At 73.8% G+C, this 16,116-nt stretch carries 15 protein-coding genes; 8 read left to right on the top strand and 7 right to left on the bottom strand.

All coding sequences use genetic code 11. The annotated features are described in order from the left end of the window. The 3 genes from ACA361_RS36575 (at nucleotide 1) to ACA361_RS36565 (ending at nucleotide 4,516) form a co-directional block, all read left to right on the top strand. The gene (locus ACA361_RS36575) at nucleotides 1-393 is read left to right on the top strand and encodes a nuclear transport factor 2 family protein (protein ID WP_375019688.1); all 393 of its coding nucleotides are present in this window, start codon (nucleotides 1-3) and stop codon (nucleotides 391-393) included. Between the two features lie 34 nt (nucleotides 394-427). Continuing rightward, a complete protein-coding gene (locus tag ACA361_RS36570; RefSeq protein ID WP_375019687.1) occupies nucleotides 428-3,589 on the top strand; it encodes a DUF4132 domain-containing protein in 3,162 nt (1,053 codons plus the stop codon). 132 nt (nucleotides 3,590-3,721) lie between these two features. Beyond that, the gene (locus ACA361_RS36565; protein ID WP_375019686.1) at nucleotides 3,722-4,516 is read left to right on the top strand and encodes a peptidoglycan recognition family protein; all 795 of its coding nucleotides are present in this window, start codon (nucleotides 3,722-3,724) and stop codon (nucleotides 4,514-4,516) included. A gap of 21 nt (nucleotides 4,517-4,537) precedes the next feature. Here ACA361_RS36565 and ACA361_RS36560 read toward each other — a convergent pair whose 3' ends face one another. Beyond that, nucleotides 4,538-6,043, bottom strand: coding sequence for an FAD-dependent oxidoreductase (locus ACA361_RS36560; RefSeq protein ID WP_375019685.1), 1,506 nt, complete (start codon nucleotides 6,041-6,043; stop codon nucleotides 4,538-4,540). Between the two features lie 104 nt (nucleotides 6,044-6,147). On the opposite strand from ACA361_RS36560, the gene ACA361_RS36555 reads away from it, so the two are divergent. Then, on the top strand, nucleotides 6,148-7,284 hold the full coding sequence (locus ACA361_RS36555; protein WP_375019684.1) for a glutamate--cysteine ligase: 1,137 nt from the start codon (nucleotides 6,148-6,150) through the stop codon (nucleotides 7,282-7,284). Further along, nucleotides 7,281-8,261: an iron-containing redox enzyme family protein gene (locus ACA361_RS36550; RefSeq protein ID WP_375019683.1), complete on the top strand. Its 981-nt coding sequence runs from the start codon at nucleotides 7,281-7,283 to the stop codon at nucleotides 8,259-8,261. Before ACA361_RS36555 ends, ACA361_RS36550 begins: the two co-directional genes overlap by 4 nt. Before the next feature lie 93 nt (nucleotides 8,262-8,354). On the opposite strand, the gene ACA361_RS36545 is transcribed toward ACA361_RS36550, so the two are convergent. Genes ACA361_RS36545 through ACA361_RS36535 form a run of 3 tightly spaced genes read right to left on the bottom strand, consistent with a single transcriptional unit; the run spans nucleotide 8,355 to nucleotide 9,864 of the window. Next, nucleotides 8,355-8,576, bottom strand: coding sequence for a CDGSH iron-sulfur domain-containing protein (locus tag ACA361_RS36545; protein ID WP_375019682.1), 222 nt, complete (start codon nucleotides 8,574-8,576; stop codon nucleotides 8,355-8,357). After that, entirely contained in the window at nucleotides 8,533-9,204 is a 672-nt protein-coding gene (locus ACA361_RS36540) for a HemK2/MTQ2 family protein methyltransferase (protein WP_375019681.1), read from the bottom strand. The genes ACA361_RS36545 and ACA361_RS36540 overlap by 44 nt, the downstream gene beginning before the upstream one ends. A gap of 42 nt (nucleotides 9,205-9,246) precedes the next feature. Next, nucleotides 9,247-9,864: a TetR/AcrR family transcriptional regulator gene (locus ACA361_RS36535; protein WP_375019680.1), complete on the bottom strand. Its 618-nt coding sequence runs from the start codon at nucleotides 9,862-9,864 to the stop codon at nucleotides 9,247-9,249. Nucleotides 9,865-9,956: 92 nt separating this feature from the next. Between ACA361_RS36535 and ACA361_RS36530 the strand changes: the two genes are divergently transcribed. Next, nucleotides 9,957-10,856 (top strand): oxygenase MpaB family protein, encoded by a 900-nt coding sequence (locus tag ACA361_RS36530; RefSeq protein WP_375019678.1) that lies wholly within the window; start codon nucleotides 9,957-9,959, stop codon nucleotides 10,854-10,856. A 39-nt stretch (nucleotides 10,857-10,895) separates the two neighbouring features. Here the strand turns inward: ACA361_RS36530 and mgrA are convergent, their stop codons facing one another. Together mgrA and ACA361_RS36520 are read right to left on the bottom strand one after the other, a co-directional pair. Further along, the gene (gene mgrA / locus ACA361_RS36525) at nucleotides 10,896-11,921 is read right to left on the bottom strand and encodes an L-glyceraldehyde 3-phosphate reductase (protein ID WP_375019677.1); all 1,026 of its coding nucleotides are present in this window, start codon (nucleotides 11,919-11,921) and stop codon (nucleotides 10,896-10,898) included. Nucleotides 11,922-11,933: 12 nt separating this feature from the next. Beyond that, on the bottom strand, nucleotides 11,934-13,325 hold the full coding sequence (locus ACA361_RS36520; RefSeq protein WP_375019676.1) for a PLP-dependent aminotransferase family protein: 1,392 nt from the start codon (nucleotides 13,323-13,325) through the stop codon (nucleotides 11,934-11,936). A 297-nt stretch (nucleotides 13,326-13,622) separates the two neighbouring features. Between ACA361_RS36520 and ACA361_RS36515 the strand changes: the two genes are divergently transcribed. After that, entirely contained in the window at nucleotides 13,623-14,990 is a 1,368-nt protein-coding gene (locus ACA361_RS36515; protein ID WP_375019675.1) for an MFS transporter, read from the top strand. Between the two features lie 128 nt (nucleotides 14,991-15,118). After that, on the top strand, nucleotides 15,119-15,787 hold the full coding sequence (locus tag ACA361_RS36510) for a DedA family protein (protein WP_375019674.1): 669 nt from the start codon (nucleotides 15,119-15,121) through the stop codon (nucleotides 15,785-15,787). Here ACA361_RS36510 and ACA361_RS36505 read toward each other — a convergent pair. Beyond that, on the bottom strand, nucleotides 15,784-15,915 hold the full coding sequence (locus tag ACA361_RS36505) for a hypothetical protein (RefSeq protein ID WP_375019673.1): 132 nt from the start codon (nucleotides 15,913-15,915) through the stop codon (nucleotides 15,784-15,786). The genes ACA361_RS36510 and ACA361_RS36505 overlap by 4 nt on opposite strands. Nucleotides 15,916-16,116: the final 201 nt, after the last annotated feature.

Below are 16,116 nucleotides of genomic sequence, written 5' to 3'. Positions count from 1 at the left end.
ATGCACCCCTTCCGTCAGGCCGTCGAGGACGAGACGCTGGACATCGTGCCGGCGATGCTCGCCGACGACGTCACGTTCATCAGCCCGGTCGCCTTCACCCCCTACACCGGGAAGGACCTGGTCCTGGCCATCCTGCACGGGGCGTTCGCGGTGTTCGAGGACCTCCGGTACGTCAAGGAGCTGGCCAGCCCCGACGGCACCGACCACGCCCTGATGTTCACCGCGCGGATCGGCGACCGCCAGGTCAACGGCTGCGACTTCGTGCACCACAACGACGAGGGCCTGATCGACGAGTTCTGCGTGATGGTCCGGCCGCTCTCCGCCGCCAGGGCGCTGTCGGAGGCGATGGCGATCCAGTTCGAGAGCATCCGGCAGGAACTGGGAGTCGCCTGAGAAACGTCCGTGATGCCCCGTACGGTGTGGCCTCATGGAAGATCGTCTCCCTGAGCTCCCCGAAGACTGGCGGAACGCGGCGCACCCGATGCGCGGCGCCGCGGACGTCCCCGAGGCCACGCCCGACCCTGCGGCCGAGAAGCTGAACCCGGCCGTGGCGGCGGAGACCGACCCGGCGCGGGCCGCCGCGGCCGTGATGTCCCAGCACGGGTCGGGTCGCATGAGGACCTGGCTCCCGAACGGGATCGCGGACGCGCTGGCCGCCGAGCACGGCCTGGCGTTCGCCGCGTGCGTGCTCGTGGAGCTGAGCGGTCACGACTTCCGGCCGACGGCCGGCGGCGACGCGTTCACGGCGCATCCGCGCCCCGACGACGACATCCGGATCTCCGCGGACGGGTGCCTGCGACGCCTGCGCGCGCTGCTGGCCGCCGCGGACGCCGCCGAGTACGCCGCGGCGGAGGAACGCCTCGCCGCCCACCGGCGCACGCTCGGGCAGCGCATCGCGGCGGCCTACCTCGTCCCCACCATGACCGGGTGGGTGGACGAGTGCTGCGCGAACATGCCCGCGCCCTCCTACCAGACCCGCACGGCGGGGGACATGCTCCTCTGCGCGCTGACCACGGCCGACCAGGCCGGCCGGCTGCCGTGGAGCGGCCGGCCCGGCTACTTCGGCCTCTCCGAGGACGTCGTGGGCACGCTGCTCGTGCAGCTCGGCCCGGCGGCGCTCCCGCTGCTGCTGCCCCACGAGAACGCCAGCGCCGACCAGCGCCGGATCCTGCTGCGCGCGATCTCCCTGCTCCCCTCGGACGCGGCGTTCCGGGCGCTGCTGGACCGGGTCGGTGACAAGGACGTCCCGCCCGTGCTGGTGAAGACCATGGAGCGCTTCCCGCGCCGGGCGCTGCGGCTGCTGCCGGCGGCCGCGGCGGGCACCACCCGTGCCGCCGGGATCGCGGCCGACCTGCTGCGCGTCCACCTGCGGGCGCACAGCGATCTCGCGGCGGAGCTGCTGCCCGGCCTGCCGGACGAGGCGCGCCGGACCGCCGAGCGGACGCTGGCGGAGATCGGCCGGCGCGCCCCCGAGGCGCCCATGGACGACCTGCCCGCCCTGCTCGCCGCGCCGCCGTGGAAGGCCAGGCGCAAGAAGGTCAAGCCCGCCGTCGTCAGCGGCCTGGAGGCGCCTCCCGCCGCCGTTTCCTGGAAGGAGGGCGAGCGCGCGCGATGGACGGAGATCCGCCTCCGCTGGTACCAGCCCTTCCCGGACGACACCGACTGGGACGAGGTCGCCGGGCGCTTCGGCACGCTGGACACGGAGGCGGCGCGGCAGTTCTTCGCCAGGGCCCCCGAACGGCTGGCCCGGCCGCTCATCCGCGAGTGGGCGCCGGACCCTCTGTATCCGCGGCTGCACTGGGACGAGCACATGCTGGCGCTGTACGAGACGGACGCGCTGCACCTGCCCATGCGCTACGTCAAGGAGTACGCGGAGTACGCCGCCTCCCGCCTCGTCCCGTTCCTGGACGCGGACGTCGCGCTTCTGCACGCGCGCTGGCTCCAGCGCGGCAAGCGGATGCGCGGTGCCGCGACCGCATGGTTCGACCGGCACGGGCTGGCCACCGTCCCGTACCTGCTGCCCGCCGCCCTCGGCAAGCCGGGCGCGGCGCGCGGCACGGCCGAGGGGGCGCTGCGGCGGCTGGCGGCCGAACACGGCGCCGAGGCCGTCATCGAGGCCACGCGGCCGCAGGGGCAGGAGGCCGCGGACGCGATCGCGGCCATGCTGGCGGTCGACCCGCTGGAGGTGCTGCCCGCCACCATCCCCAAGCGGCCCTCCTGGGTGAGCACGGACCTGCTGCCGCAGATCCTGCTGAAGGACGGCCGGGCGCTGCCGGCGGAGGCCGCCGGGCACGTGCTGACCATGCTGGCGATCAGTAGATCCGACCAGGTGTACGCGGGCCTGGAGATCGTCCGCGAGGCGTGCGACGCCGCGTCGCTGGCCGCGTTCTCGTGGGAGCTGTTCCGGCGCTGGGACCTGTCCGGCGCGCCGGCCGCCGCGAGCTGGGCGTTCCTGCAGCTGGGCTGGATCGGCGACGACACGACCGTCCGCCGGCTCGACCCGCTGATCCGGTCGTGGCCGGGCGAGGGCCGCAAGCAGCAGGCCGCCACCGCGGTCGACCTGCTGGCCGCCATCGGCACCGAGACGGCGCTCTCCCACCTGTACGGCATCTCGCAGAAGGCCAGGTCGAGCGCCCTGAAGCGGCGCGCGGCGGAGCGGATCGAGGAGGTCGCGGCGGATCTGGGGCTGGCCCGCGAGGAGCTCGCCGACCGGCTCGTCCCCGAGCTGGGGCTCGATCCGGACGGGAGCATGGTGCTCGACTACGGCCCGCGCCGGTTCACGGTCGGGTTCGACGAGCAGCTCAAGCCGTACGTGCGGGACGGCGACGGCCGGCTCCGCAAGTCGCTGCCGAAGCCGAACGCGGACGACGACCCGGCGCTGGCGCCCGCCGCGTACCAGCGCTTCGCGGAGCTGCGCAAGGGCGTCGCGAAGGTCGCCGAGGACCAGGTCCGGCGGCTGGAGAACGCGATGGTGCGCGGCCGCTCCTGGCCGGAGGCCGAGTTCCGGCGGCTGGTCGTCGGCCATCCGCTGCTGTGGCACATCGCCCGCCGGCTGGTGTGGATCGACGGCTCCGGCACCGCGTTCCGGGTCGCGGAGGACCGCACGTTCGCCGACGTCGAGGACGAGCCGCTCGTGCTGCCCGGGACGGCCGAGGTGAGGATCGCGCACCCCGTCCACCTGGGCGGCAAGGGCACCGCGGCCTGGTCGGAGCTGTTCGCGGACTACGAGATCCTGCAGCCGTTCCCGCAGCTGGGCCGGCCCGTGCACGCGTTCACGCCGGAGGAGCTGGCGTCCGATCGGCTGGAGCGGTTCGAGGGCCTGAAGGTGCCGGCCGGGCCGGTGATGGGCCTGCGGCAGCGGTCCTGGAACGACGCCGACGACGTGGCCTCCCTCACCCGCGACGTGGCCGGGGGCGCCCTGGCGGTGGTCCGGGTCGCGCCCGGCTTCTACGGCGGCGTGCGGGCGGACGAGGATCAGGAGATCGTGCGGGTCACGCTCTCCTCGGGCCGCTGGGGCGATCTCGATCCCGTGATCGCCGCGGAGGTCCTGGCGGACCTGGCGCTGCTCGCCGGCATGAGCCGGAACTGAGGAGCTGGTACCTCCGCCCCACCCAGATGCCCCAAAGGCGCGCTTTGGGCCTATTCATCCCCTAGCGGGCTCCCCTACGGTCCCTCCCGGAGTCGTTCCACCGGAAGATCGACCTTGAGGAGCCCCCCGCTCATGTCCGGAGACACTTCGCACCGCTCCCCTCACCCGCTCCCCCGTTCGCTGGACCGCCGCGCCGTGCTGCGCGGCGCGGCCACGGTCGCGGGCGGCACGCTGCTCGGCGTCGCCGCCACCCCCACCGCCGCGACCGCCGTGGCCGCGCCGCGCGCGTACACCCGCGCCGACTGGAACGCGCGCCCGCCGCTCAACCCGGCGACCGTCCTGAACCGGGCGCCGGACCGCATCGTCGTCCACCACACCGCCTCGGCCAACTCGACCGACCACTCGCTCGCCCACGCGTACGCGCTGTCGCGCTCCATCCAGGCCCACCACATGGACACCAACGGATGGGCCGACACCGGGCAGCAGCTCACGATCAGCCGCGGCGGCCACCTCATGGAGGGCCGCAACCGCAGCCTCCAGGCGATCAACGCGGGCGACCACGTCGTCGGCGCGCACACCGCGAGCCACAACGACCACACGATCGGCATCGAGAACGAGGGCCTCTACATGACCGCGGCCCCCACCGCCGCGCTCTGGACCACGCTGGTCGAGACCTGCGCCTGGCTCTGCGACGTGTACGGCCTGTCCCCCGGCACCGCGATCGTCGGCCACCGCGACCTCAACGCCACCGCCTGCCCCGGCGACGTCCTGTACGCCCGCCTCCCCGACCTCCGTGACGCGGTCGCCGCGCTCCTCGGCGCGCCGCCCGTCCACGCCACGGCGGCGCCCGTACCGAACGTCCACGAGGGCCCGCGCCACCCGTTCGACCACGGCCCGGCCCACGGCCCCGGCGACCCGCCCCCCTGACACCCGCCCACGGCGCCGGGGCTAGGCGTCCAGCGGCGGGAGGTCCCGGGTGGCCGGGCCTTGCAGGACCGTGCCGTCCGGGGCGTAGCGGGAGCCGTGGCAGGGGCACTCCCACACCTTCTCCACGTCGTTGAACGCGACCAGGCAGCCCAGGTGGGTGCAGCGGGCCGAGAGGAGGCGCGGGGTGCCGTCCTCCTCGCGGTACGCGGCGCAGGCCCGGCCGCCGTGCCTGATCACGGCGCCCGAGCCGGGGCGGACGCCGTCCAGGTCCCCGGAGCGGGCGGCGCGGATCCGGTCCCCGACGAAGTGCCGCGCGTTGGACATGCCGGCGCTCACGATCGGCCCGGCCTCCCGGACGGGATGGGCGCGGTGCGGGTCGTACAGGTGGGCCCACTCGGGCTCGTCGCCGGTGAGCAGCCCGGCCAGCAGCCGGCCCGACATGATCCCGTGGCTCATGCCGGAGCGGGCGTAGCCGGTGGCGACGTAGAGGTGGTCGTCGAGGCGGCCGACGTACGGGACCTTGTCGGCGGTGTCGAGGTCCTGCGCGGACCACCAGTAGGCGATGTCGCCCACCTTGAAGTGCTCGCGGGTCCACTCGGTGAGCATGCGGTGGTGGCCGGCGACGTCGTCGTGCCCGGGTGAGAACGACTCGCCGGTGATGAGGAGGAGGCGCTGCCCGTCCCGGTACGGCGCCGTCCGCACCGAACGCGTGTTCTCCTGCCGGGTGATGTACATGGCGCCCGGATCGTCCTCCGCGGCGATGGGCGCGGCGACCACCAGCTCGCGGAGCGGGGCCAGCCGGAACGACAGCAGCGCGTGCTCCACGATCGGGAACAGCGTCGCGATCACCACGTCCCGGGCGGTGACCGTGTGGCCGTCCCGCGTGGTCAGCCGGTACGGCGATCCCTCGGCCACGTCGACGATCCGGGTGCGCTCGTATACCCGTCCGCCGCGCCGGACGAGGTCCGCGGCCAGGCCGGTGAGGTAGCGGCGGGGGTGGAACTGCACCTGGTCCTCGACCCGCATCGCCCCCGCCACCTCGTACGGGAGGTCGGTGTCGGTGACGAACGACGCGGGCAGGCCCGCCTCCCGTACGGCCTCGGTCTCCTCCCGGAGCGCCGCCACCCGGTCCGGCGACTCGACGTAGACGTGGGACGCGCGGCGTTCGATGTCGCAGTCGATGCCCAGCTCGGCGGCGGTGCGCTCGACGTGCTCGACCGCCTCCTGCTGCGAGCGCGCGTACAGGCGGGCGGTCTCCGGGCCGAGCGAGTCGCGCAGCGGCCCGTAGATCCAGGGGTGCGCCGACGACAGCCGGCCGGTGGTGAAGCCGGTGACGCCCGCCGCGATCCGGTCGGCCTCGAACACCGCGGCGGTACGGCCCGCGCGGGTCGCCTCCCAGGCCGTGGCGAGCCCGGCGATGCCGCCGCCGACGACCGCCACGTCCACGTCGGCGTCCCCGTCCAGGGCGGGGTACGACGTCGCCTCCGACGAGGCCATCCAGTACGACTGCGCCCTTCCCTCGATCACCGCGTTCCCTCCTGCAGGTTCTGTTACGCGGTGCCTTGTCCCCGATTAATGCGGTTTGACGCTCGCTTGACGCATGAGATGCGGGTGACGGGTAGGGCACCACTGTGCTGGAAGAGAGATCACCGGCCGCCCCCGCCCGGCCGGGGGCGGGCCTGACGCTGGGCGTGGAGGAGGAGTTCCTGCTGGTCGAGCCGTTGGCCGGAACGCCCGTTCCGCAGGCCGGGCTCGTCCTGGCCGCCGCCGGCGCGCATCCGGCCGGCGGCCACTACGCCCGCGAACTGCTGACGAGCCAGATCGAGGCCGCCACCGGCGTCTGCGGCGACCTGGCCGAGGCGCGCCGCCAGATCCGGGACGCCCGGGCGGCGCTCGCCGCGGCGGCCCGAAGGGAGGGCCTGCTGCTGCTGTCGACCGGTACGCCCGTCCGCCCCGGAACGGTCCCCGTGTCCGACCACGACGCCCGCTGCGAGACGATCTCCCGCATCTACGCCGGCGTCGTCGCCGACTACCAGTCCTGCGGCTGCCACGTCCACGTCGGGGTGCCCGACCGGGACACGGCGGTGGCCGTCGTGAACCATCTGCGGCCCTGGCTGCCCGCCCTGCTCGCGCTGTCGGCCAACTCCCCGTTCGACCGCGGCCGGGACTCCGGGCACGCGAGCTGGCGCATGGTCGAGCAGTCCCGCTTCCCCGGCTCGGGCGTGCCGCCGGTCTTCGCCTCGGCCGCCGACTATGACCGGCGGGTGGATCGCCTGGTGGAGTGCGGTGTCGTGGCCGATCCCGCGATGTCGTTCTGGCTGGCGCGGCTCTCGCCGCACCTGCCGACCGTCGAGGTACGGGCGGCCGACGCCGCCGCCACCGCCGGCGAGGCCGTCCTCCAGGCGGCGATCACCCGCGGGCTGGTCGGCACGGCGCTGCGCGACCTGGCCGCCGGCCGGGAGGCGCCGCCCGCCGATCCCGGCGTGTGCGCCGCGGCCGTCTGGAACGCCGCCCGGTACGGGCTGGAGGGGCCCGGCGTCGATCCGTTCGAGGAGCGCCAGGTTCCCGTACGGCAACTGTTGGAGGCCCTGCTGGAGCACATCACGCCCGCCCTGGAAGAGACCGGGGACCTCCGCGAGGTCCGGTGCCTGCTGGCCACCGTGCTGCGCGTGGGGTCGGGAGCGGAGAGGCAGCGGCGCGCGGCCGCGGACGGGGCCCCGGCCCTGATCCGGATGCTCGCGCGCCAGACCGGAGGGGAGGACCGATGACCGCGTTCCTGCCGGAGCCGCGCGGCCCGGTGTCGGAGTCCGTCGTGACCATGCTGCGCCGCGGGGCCTCGGGCCCGGCCGCGGCCCCGAGGCCGGAGGGGGTCACCGCCGACCCGTTCGGCGAGGACCTGCACCTGGCGCTGCACGTCTGCTACGAGCTGCACTACCAGGGCTTCGAGGGCGTCGACCCCGGCTGGGAGTGGGAGCCGGGCCTGCTCGGCCTCCGCGCGGCGCTGGAGGACGCGTTCCTGACGGCCCTGCGCGGCAAGACCGCCGGCGGCGACGTGCACGAGGCGCTGGAGGAGCTCCTGGTCGAGCCCGTCAACGCCGGCGGCGTCTCGCACCACCTGCGCAGGCACGGCGAGCTGTGGCAGCTAAGGGAGTACGTGGCGCACCGCTCGATGTACCACCTGAAGGAGGCCGACCCGCACGCCCTCCTCATCCCGCGCCTCAGCGGCCGCGCGAAGGCCGCGCTGGTCGCCGTCGAGTTCGACGAGTTCGGCGGCGGGCGGGCCGAGCGCATGCACTCCCGGCTCTTCGCCGACCTGATGGAGGAGCTGGGCCTCGACCCCTCGTACGGCGGGTACGTGGACCACGTCCCGGCGCCGATGCTCGCGATCACCAACATGATGTCGCTGTTCGGCCTGCACCGGGCGCTGCGGGGCGCGATGGTCGGCCACTTCGCCGCCGCGGAGATCACCACGGCGCCCAGCGCGGAGCGGTTCGCCCGCGCCCTGCGCCGCCTGGACGTCGGCGAGCGCGGCCTGATCTTCTTCACCGAGCACGTCGAGGCGGACGCCGTCCACGAGCAGGTGCTGCGCCACGACGTGGTCGGCGGCCTGCTGGAGACCGATCCCGGCCTCGCCGCGGACGTCGTCCTGGGGGTCCAGGCGACCGTCCTGCTGGAGCAGCGCCTGGAAGACCATCTGCTGGGCTCCTGGCGCGAGGGCCGTTCGTCCCTCCTGCGGCCGCTCTAGCCCGCGCCCGCTTCACGTTGACTCGTGGCGTGTTCCCCCTCCGGCGGCGTCGCGCCGGGGGAACACGCCACGAGTCGACACTGCGGGCGGGGGTCAGCGGACGCGTTCGCGGTGGCTGGTGTCGCAGAGGGGGTAGCGGCCGCTCCTCCGGCAGGCGCACAGGGCCACCACGAAGCGGTCGGACCGGACCACGGTCCCGTCCTCCAGGGTCACCTCCACGGGGCCCTCGATCAGGATCGGCCCGCCGGGGACGACCCTGACCCGCCTCGCCTCAGCCGGCGAGGGCGCCGTCTCGCGTCGCGATCCGGTCGGCACGGATGACCACCAGTTCCTCGAATCGTTGGCCGGGTCGGATGATGGCGCGCCGCTCCAGCAGCGCCGCCCGGGACCGCATCACCGGCCCGAACGGCTCGGCCCGCCGGGCGGCCACCTCGGCGCGCAGCCCGGCCCGCCGCAGCGCCCGAACGCTGGCGCCGGCCCCGCTGAACGCCGAATGGACGATCAGCAGCGTGCCGCCGGGGGCGAGGTGGCGCGGCGCGTCCGCGCAGATCCGGTCCAGGATCATGCGGCCGCGCGGGCCCGCGTCCCAGGCGCGCGCCCGTCCTCTGGGCGTCGCGCCGCCGATGACGTACGGCGGGTTGGCCACGATCACGTCGAAGACCTCCCCGGCCACGGGCGCGAACAGGTCCCCCTGGAGCACCCGCAGCGGCACGCGCCGTACCCGGGAGTTCAGCCGGGCGGCCAGCACGGCCCGCGCGGAGATGTCCACGGCGGTCACGTGCGCCGCCCCGCCGCGCGCGGCGGCCATGGCCACCGCGCCGGTCCCGGTGCACAGGTCCAGCACGCGGGCCCCGTCCAGGACGGCGGCGCTCCCCACCGTCTCGCTCAGCAGCGACGTGTCGCCCTGAGGTGTATAGACCCCCGGGGGCCTCAGCAACCACATGAAGACCCTCTACCGCCAGAAAAGGGGTCAAAACGCATCCAGCTACTTGCGGATGTAGCGGATGACCAGCTCGGCGAGCTCGGCGACCATGCGGTCATGGGGGATCGGCGGGCGGTCGAGGACGTACTTGATGGAGAGCTGGCCCACCGTCTCGGCGAGGATCCAGATCGTCGTGTCGACGTCCAGGTCCTCGCGGAACCCGTCCCGGTTGAGGAGCAGGTAGACGCGGACGATGTCGATCAGCCGCCGCTGGAGGGCGTCGAGCTTGTCGAACGGCCCGAGCCGCGGGATCTGCTCGACGATCAGCCGGAGCAGGTCGCGGTGCTCCTCGAACAGCCGGATCTGGGCGTCCAGCAGCGCCCGGCCGCCGGCCTCCCAGGGGCCGGTCATCGCGGCCTCGATCTCGGCGCCCAGCCGGTCGGCCAGGTGGTCGGCGAACCGGTCCAGGACCGCGACGACGATCGCGTCCTTGTTCGGGAAGTACTGGTAGAGCGAGCCGTTGCTGATGCCGGCGGCCTCGGCGACGCGGTTGGTGGAGGCGCCCTCGTACCCGCGCTCGGACAGAACGCGAGTGGCGGCGTCCAGGATCCGCTCGACGGTGCGGCGCGAGCGGTCCTGCTGCGGGATCCGCCGCGGTGACGCTCCAGGTGGATGGGGCATCGGACCCCCGTTCCGAAACGCGACTTGTAAGCGACTACTTATTCGCTTTTTACTTTACCTGGGAGAGTCCAGCCGTTGAAGGAGGCACCCGAATGACGGTGATCGAGGAACGCGCCGCCGGGGAGCGGGCCGCCACGCCCGAGCCGTTCGGGCCCGGCTCGCTGCTGTGGGACCAGATCGGCCTCTACAGCTCGGCGATCGCGGGCAACAGCGTGTTCGTGCTGCAGGTCATGCACCCGGCGATCGGCACCGTGGTCGACCGGCTGTCGTCGTTCCGTACCGATCCGGTGGGCCGCGCCAACCGCAGCTTCGCCTCGGTGCAGACCTGGGTGTACGGCGGCCGCACCGCCATCGACGAGGGCCGCCGGCTCCGCGAGATGCACAAGAACCTCAGCGCCGTGGACGAGCAGGGCAACCGGCACCACGCGCTGTCCGCCGAGCCCTGGGCCTGGGTCCACCTGACCGGCTTCTACGCCGCAGTGACGTCCGCCCGGTACTTCTCGACCGAGCCGCTGACGCGCGAGCTGGAGCAGCAGGTCTTCGACGAGTTCATGAACCTCGGCCGGATCCTGCGGGTCCCGGAGCGGATGCTGCCCGCGACGATCGAGGACTACTGGACGTACTTCGACGACATGGTCGAGAACACGCTCGTCCCGCACAAGGTGGCGCACGAGGTCCTGGACGCGATGGACAAGGTGCCGCCGACCGTCCCGGCGCCGCTGCGGCACGCGCTCGCGCCGGTGAGCCTGGCCGGCGGGCGGCTCGCCCGGTTCGTCGGCATCGGGACGCTGCCGCCCGCCGCCCGCGAGAAGCTCGGGCTCACCTGGACCCCGGCGGACGACCGCAGGCTCAAGCGGATCGGCGGGATCATCGCCCGGACGGACCCGCTGCTGCCCGAGCGCGTCCGGTACATGCCGATCGCCTACCGCGCCCGCCAGGCAGCCCGCGCCCAGGCCCGCCTGGAGCGGACGCTGGAGCACCGCCCCATGTGAGCCGGCCCGACGGCCCGGTGCGAGCCGGGCCTCGCCGGGTCAGGACGCGCTGGAGGCGGCCCAGATGTTGATGCCGGCCTCCACCGCGTCGCGGTCGATCGCCGCCAGCTCCTCCTCCGTGAAGCCGAGGTCGTCCACGCAGGCCAGGCTGTCCTCCAGCTGGCCGACGCCGCTCGCCCCGATCAGCACCGACGTCACCCGCCGGTCGCGGAGCGCCCAGGCCAGCGCCATCTGGGCGAGCGACTGGCCGCGCTCCCGCGCGATCTCGTTCAGCGCCCGGACGTGCCGGAGCGTCTCGGCGGTCAGCAGGTCGGGCGACAGCGACTTGCCCTGACTGGCCCGCGACCCCGCCGGGATGCCGGCGAGGTAGCGGTCGGTGAGCATGCCCTGCGCCAGCGGCGAGAACGCGATGCAGCCGGCGCCCTCCGCTTCGAGCGTGTCCAGCAGGCCGCCCTCGATCCACCGGTTGAGCATCGAGTACGACGGCTGGTGGATCAGCAGCGGCGTCCCCATCTCGCGCAGGATCGCGGCGGCCTCGGCGGTCCGCTCGGGCGAGTAGGAGGAGATGCCCGCGTACAGCGCCTTGCCGGAGCGGACGGCGCGGTCGAGCGCCCCCATCGTCTCCTCCAGCGGCGTCTCCGGATCGAACCGGTGGCTGTAGAAGATGTCGACGTACTCCAGCCCCATCCGCCGGAGCGACTGGTCGAGGCTGGCGAGCAGGTACTTCCGCGACCCCCACTCACCGTACGGGCCGGGCCACATGTCATAGCCGGCCTTCGTGCTGATGACGAGTTCGTCCCGGTACGGCCGGAAGTCCTCGGCGAACAGCCGGCCGAAGTTGGTCTCCGCGGCGCCGTACGGCGGCCCGTAGTTGTTCGCCAGGTCGAAGTGCGTGACCCCGAGGTCGAACGCCCGGCGCAGCACCGCCCGCTGCGTCTCCAGCGGCCTGTCGTCCCCGAAGTTGTGCCACAGCCCCAGCGACACCGCGGGCAGCTTCAGCCCGCTCCGCCCGCACCGCCGGTACGGCGACCGGCCGTAACGCCCGTCATCGGCTCGATAGTCCATGATCCGAGTGTGTCAGCCCACGGCGCGGCGCAGGGCGGCGAGGGCCGCCCCGAACGCGTGGTCGGGGGCGGCGGCGTAGCCGATGACCAGGCCGGTCAGCGCGGGCATGGCGGCACCGGGATGGCGGAACGGGCTCAGTCCGTCCAGCGCGACGCCCTCCTCGCGGGCGGCCTCCAGCGCGCGCTTCTCGCCCTCCGGCGGCAGGTTCAGGACGACGTGCAGGCCGGCGGCGATGCCCGTGGTGGTGTGCGGGGCGAGCGCCCGGACGAGCCGGTCGCGGCGGCGCCGGTAGCGCTGGCGCATCCGGCGCACATGGCGGTCGTACGAGCCGTGCTCGATGAAGTCGGCCAGGGTGAGCTGGTCCGCGACGCCCGCCCACGCCTCCCGCTCCCCCTTCGCGGCCAGGACGGGACCGACGAGGCGCTCGGGGAGGACCATCCAGCCCAGCCGTACGGCGGGAGACAGGCTCTTGCTCACCGAGCCGAGGTATACGACGCGTTCGGGGTCGAGGTCCTGGAGCGCTCCAACGGGTTGCCTGTCATAGCGGAAGTCGCCGTCGTAGTCGTCTTCCAGGATCAGGGCGTTCCTCCTGCGGGCCCAGTCGACGACGGACGCGCGCCGTTCGGGATGGAGGGGACCGCCGGTGGGGAACTGGTGCGCGGGCGTCAGCAGCACGGCCCGTTCGCGGGACAGCTCGTCCGTACGGGCGCCGTGCTCGTCGATCGCCAGGGGACGGGTCCGTACGGAGGCGGCTTCGAGGATGGACCGGTGGAACGGCAGGCCGTAGGACTCCACGGCCAGGGGGCCGCGCACGATCCCGCCGCAGAGCAGCCGCAGCGCGTGGGCCACCCCGGAGCAGACGACGATGCGGCCGGGGTCGGCCTGGACGCCGCGGGCGCGCGACAGGTAGGCGGCGAGCGCGTGCCGCAGCTCGGGGCGGCCGCGGGGGTCGCCCGGCCCGAACGCGTCGTTCGGGGCGGCGTTGAGGGCGCGGCGGGCCGAGGCGAGCCAGGCCGTGCGGGGGAAGGAGCCGGGATCCGGGACGCCCTGGCGCATGTCGTACCGCGCCGGGCGGCCCGGCGCGGCGGGAGCGGCCGGAGGCGGGGACGGGGAGCGCGGCGGGGCGGCGCGGTGGGCCACGAGGGTGCCGGAGCCCTGGCGGGCGACCAGCCAGCCCTCGGCGACCAGTTCGGCGTACGCGTCGGCGACCGTGTTGCGGGCCAGCCCGAGGTCGGCGGCCAGCGAGCGGTACGGCGGGAGGCGCGTGCCCGGCGCGAGCCGGCCGCTGCGGACGGCCTCGCGGAGCGTCCGGGTGAGCACGGCGCGGCGGCCGCCCGGCCCGGCGAGGTCGAGATGCAGGTCGGCGCCGATCCGCTCGGCCAGATCGACCCATGATCCCGCCATTGGAACGCGCTCCGATCCCGGTCGACTCCGCCGCCCGAAGTCAAGATCTTGGACGATCCGCGGCCCGAGATCAAGGAACGCCGCAGCCGCCCGGACGGCCACCGGCGCGATGTGATCTGCGCCAAGTTCCCGGTGAGCCCCCGATCGCCCTGCGTGGCGGCCGGATCCGAAGAAATAAGGACGCTTGAGTCAGGTCGGAGGTTTACCGGATCCCAAGTTTTTTGTTTCCGTTGACGATCCTTGTTCGGTAAGGTCCCCCGTCTGTTGGGCTCGTCTACCTGGAGGCAACGACGACGCATGGCTTCTGAACCGACCCCGGCGGCGACCGGCGACCCGGCCGAGCACGAGGCACCCGATCCCAGGACGGTCCGCAAGGCCGTCGCCGCCTCGTCCATCGGCAACTGCATCGAGTGGTTCGACTTCGGGGTGTTCAGTGCCGGGGTGATGACCACCATCGTCGGCACCGTCTTCTTCCCGCCGGGCGACGAGGGGTCGGCGGTGCTCCGCTCGTTCGCGCTGATCGCGGCGGCGTTCGTGGCCCGCCCGTTCGGCGGGATGTTCTTCGGCCCGCTCGGCGACAAGATCGGCCGCAAGTCGGTGCTGGCCATCACGATCATCCTGATGTCGGGCTCGACGTTCCTCATCGGCGTCCTGCCCGGGTACGACACGATCGGCATCGCGGCACCGCTGCTGCTGCTCGCCGTGCGGCTCGTCCAGGGCTTCTCCACCGGCGGCGAGTACGGCGGCGCGGCCACCGTGATCGCCGAGTACGCGCCCACCAAGAGGCGCGGGTTCTTCGGCAGCTTCCTGGAGTTCGGCACGCTGTCGGGCTACATCCTGGGCGCCGGCCTGGTGCTGGGCGTCGACCTCGTGCTGAGCGACGCGGCGCTGCACGCGTGGGGCTGGCGGATCCCGTTCCTGATCGCGCTGCCGCTGGGCCTGGTCGGGCTCTACATCCGGACCAGGCTGGAGGACACGCCGGAGTTCCAGAAGATCGAGCAGGCCGGCGAGGTGGCGCGCTCCCCGCTCAAGGAGACGCTGGTCCACAACTGGCGGATGATCCTCAACCTGATCGGGATCGTCATCCTGCTGAACGTCGCGAACTACACGCTGCTGACGTTCATGCCGTCGTACCTGGCCACCAACCTGCACATCTCCAGCACCACCGCGTCGCTGATCACCATCGGGGTGGAGCTGGCGATGCTGGCGGTGATCGTCCCGCTGGGCGGGCTGTCGGACCGGGTCGGCCGCAAGCCGCTGCTGCTGACCGCGGCGGTCGGGTTCATCGTGGTGAGCTACCCGGCGATCAGCCTGATGCAGACCGAGCGGACGTGGGCGATCCTGGCCGGCTTCGCGCTCATGGGCGGGCTGCTGGTGCTGATGCTCGCCGTCATCGGGTCGACGTTCCCGGCCATGTTCCCGACCCAGGTCCGGTACGGGGCGTTCGCGATCGGCTACAACATCTCGACCTCGCTGTTCGGCGGCACCGCCGCGCTGGTCATCGAGAAGCTGATCAAGACGACCGGGACCAACTTCATCCCGGCGTACTACCTCATGATCGCGGGGGCGGTCGCGATCGTGCCGATCCTGCTGCTGCCGGAGACCGCGCGGGTCCCGATCGGCAAGTGCGGCACGTCGCGCAAGCCCACGCCGGTCCCCGCCTGACGCGTCCGCGCCGGTTCCCTGGTGGGGTTAGCACCACCAGGGAACTGGTGTGAGCATCCCTGTGCCGGGCGCCCCGGAAAGGCAGGTTGGGAAGCGTTCCCGTTCCGCCTGCCGGGGAGGCGCCCGCGATGCTCGATGAGGCCCTGTCGCTGGCCGACTCGTCCTGGATCTACCTGATCGTGTGCGCGTTCGTCGCCGTCGACGCGTTCCTCCCGCTGGTGCCGAGCGAGACGCTGCTGATCGCGGTGGCGGCGCTCGCCCCGACCGGGCGGCCGCACCTCGCCGTCCTCGTCGCCGTCACGATCGCCGGCGCGCTGGCGGGCGACGGCATCTCCTATCACCTGGGGCGCCGGGTCCTCGGCCGCCGCGACCGGCCGCCGCGGCGCCCCCGGCTCCGCGCGGCGCACGAGCGGGCCCGCCGCGCCCTGGCCCGCCGCGGCGCCACCGCGATCATCACGGCCCGGTTCATCCCCGGCGGCCGTACCGCGATCACGCTCGCGGCGGGCGCGACCGGCTACCCGGCCGCCGCGTTCTGGGCGCACGCCGCCGTCGCGTCGGCCGCCTGGTCGGTGTACATCACCGGCCTCGGCTTCCTCGGCGGAACGCTGTTCGAGGACTCGCCCCTGATGAGCGTCACCGCCGGCGTCGTCCTGGGGCTGGCGCTCGGCGCGGCGATCGAGGTGGCGCGCTCCGTACGGCGGCGGAGCCGCGGCCGGCGGCGTACGGCGCCTACCGCGCCTGCCGTGCCTTCTGGGGCGCCGGAGCCGCAGCCGGCCGTCTGCGCCGAGGCAGGCTAGCGGTCGTCGCGTTCGGCGGTCTCATCCCGGGGCTTCGCCGCCTTCGGGGGGCGGCGCCAGCCGTACAGCAGCTTGCGCATCAGCCACAGTCCCAGCAGCCCGATCCGGTGCAGCAGCCATATCCCCACCAGCAGCCCCTTCGCCCGGCGATACCCGCATTGTGTCCCATACGGGGAGGCCGGTGGTGGGGGGGGGGACCCCCCCCGGGGGGGGGGGCGGGGGGCGCCCCCCCGCCACCGGCTGGTCGGCGCCGCGTTCACCGTGGGCGCGCTGGCCCTGGCCGGCCTGCCGCCGCTCTCGCTGTGGGCCACGAAGGGCGCGATCCTGGC

The organism is Actinomadura sp. 21ATH, assembly GCF_041951345.1.
Lineage (GTDB): Bacteria > Actinomycetota > Actinomycetes > Streptosporangiales > Streptosporangiaceae > Spirillospora.
This window is presented reverse-complemented; position numbering and strand designations above follow the sequence as displayed.

What these genes read in the sequence shown, in the direction of transcription:
- ACA361_RS36515 (WP_375019675.1), top strand. Translation starts at nt 13,623, where the DNA reads ATGGCTTCTGAACCGACCCCGGCGGCGACCGGCGACCCGGCCGAGCAC.
- ACA361_RS36535 (WP_375019680.1), bottom strand. Translation starts at nt 9,864, where the DNA reads ATGCCCCATCCACCTGGAGCGTCACCGCGGCGGATCCCGCAGCAGGAC.
- ACA361_RS36570 (WP_375019687.1), top strand. Translation starts at nt 428, where the DNA reads ATGGAAGATCGTCTCCCTGAGCTCCCCGAAGACTGGCGGAACGCGGCG.
- ACA361_RS36530 (WP_375019678.1), top strand. Translation starts at nt 9,957, where the DNA reads ATGACGGTGATCGAGGAACGCGCCGCCGGGGAGCGGGCCGCCACGCCC.
- mgrA (WP_375019677.1), bottom strand. Translation starts at nt 11,921, where the DNA reads ATGGACTATCGAGCCGATGACGGGCGTTACGGCCGGTCGCCGTACCGG.
- ACA361_RS36565 (WP_375019686.1), top strand. Translation starts at nt 3,722, where the DNA reads ATGTCCGGAGACACTTCGCACCGCTCCCCTCACCCGCTCCCCCGTTCG.
- ACA361_RS36520 (WP_375019676.1), bottom strand. Translation starts at nt 13,325, where the DNA reads ATGGCGGGATCATGGGTCGATCTGGCCGAGCGGATCGGCGCCGACCTG.
- ACA361_RS36550 (WP_375019683.1), top strand. Translation starts at nt 7,281, where the DNA reads ATGACCGCGTTCCTGCCGGAGCCGCGCGGCCCGGTGTCGGAGTCCGTC.
- ACA361_RS36540 (WP_375019681.1), bottom strand. Translation starts at nt 9,204, where the DNA reads ATGTGGTTGCTGAGGCCCCCGGGGGTCTATACACCTCAGGGCGACACG.
- ACA361_RS36575 (WP_375019688.1), top strand. Translation starts at nt 1, where the DNA reads ATGCACCCCTTCCGTCAGGCCGTCGAGGACGAGACGCTGGACATCGTG.
- ACA361_RS36510 (WP_375019674.1), top strand. Translation starts at nt 15,119, where the DNA reads ATGCTCGATGAGGCCCTGTCGCTGGCCGACTCGTCCTGGATCTACCTG.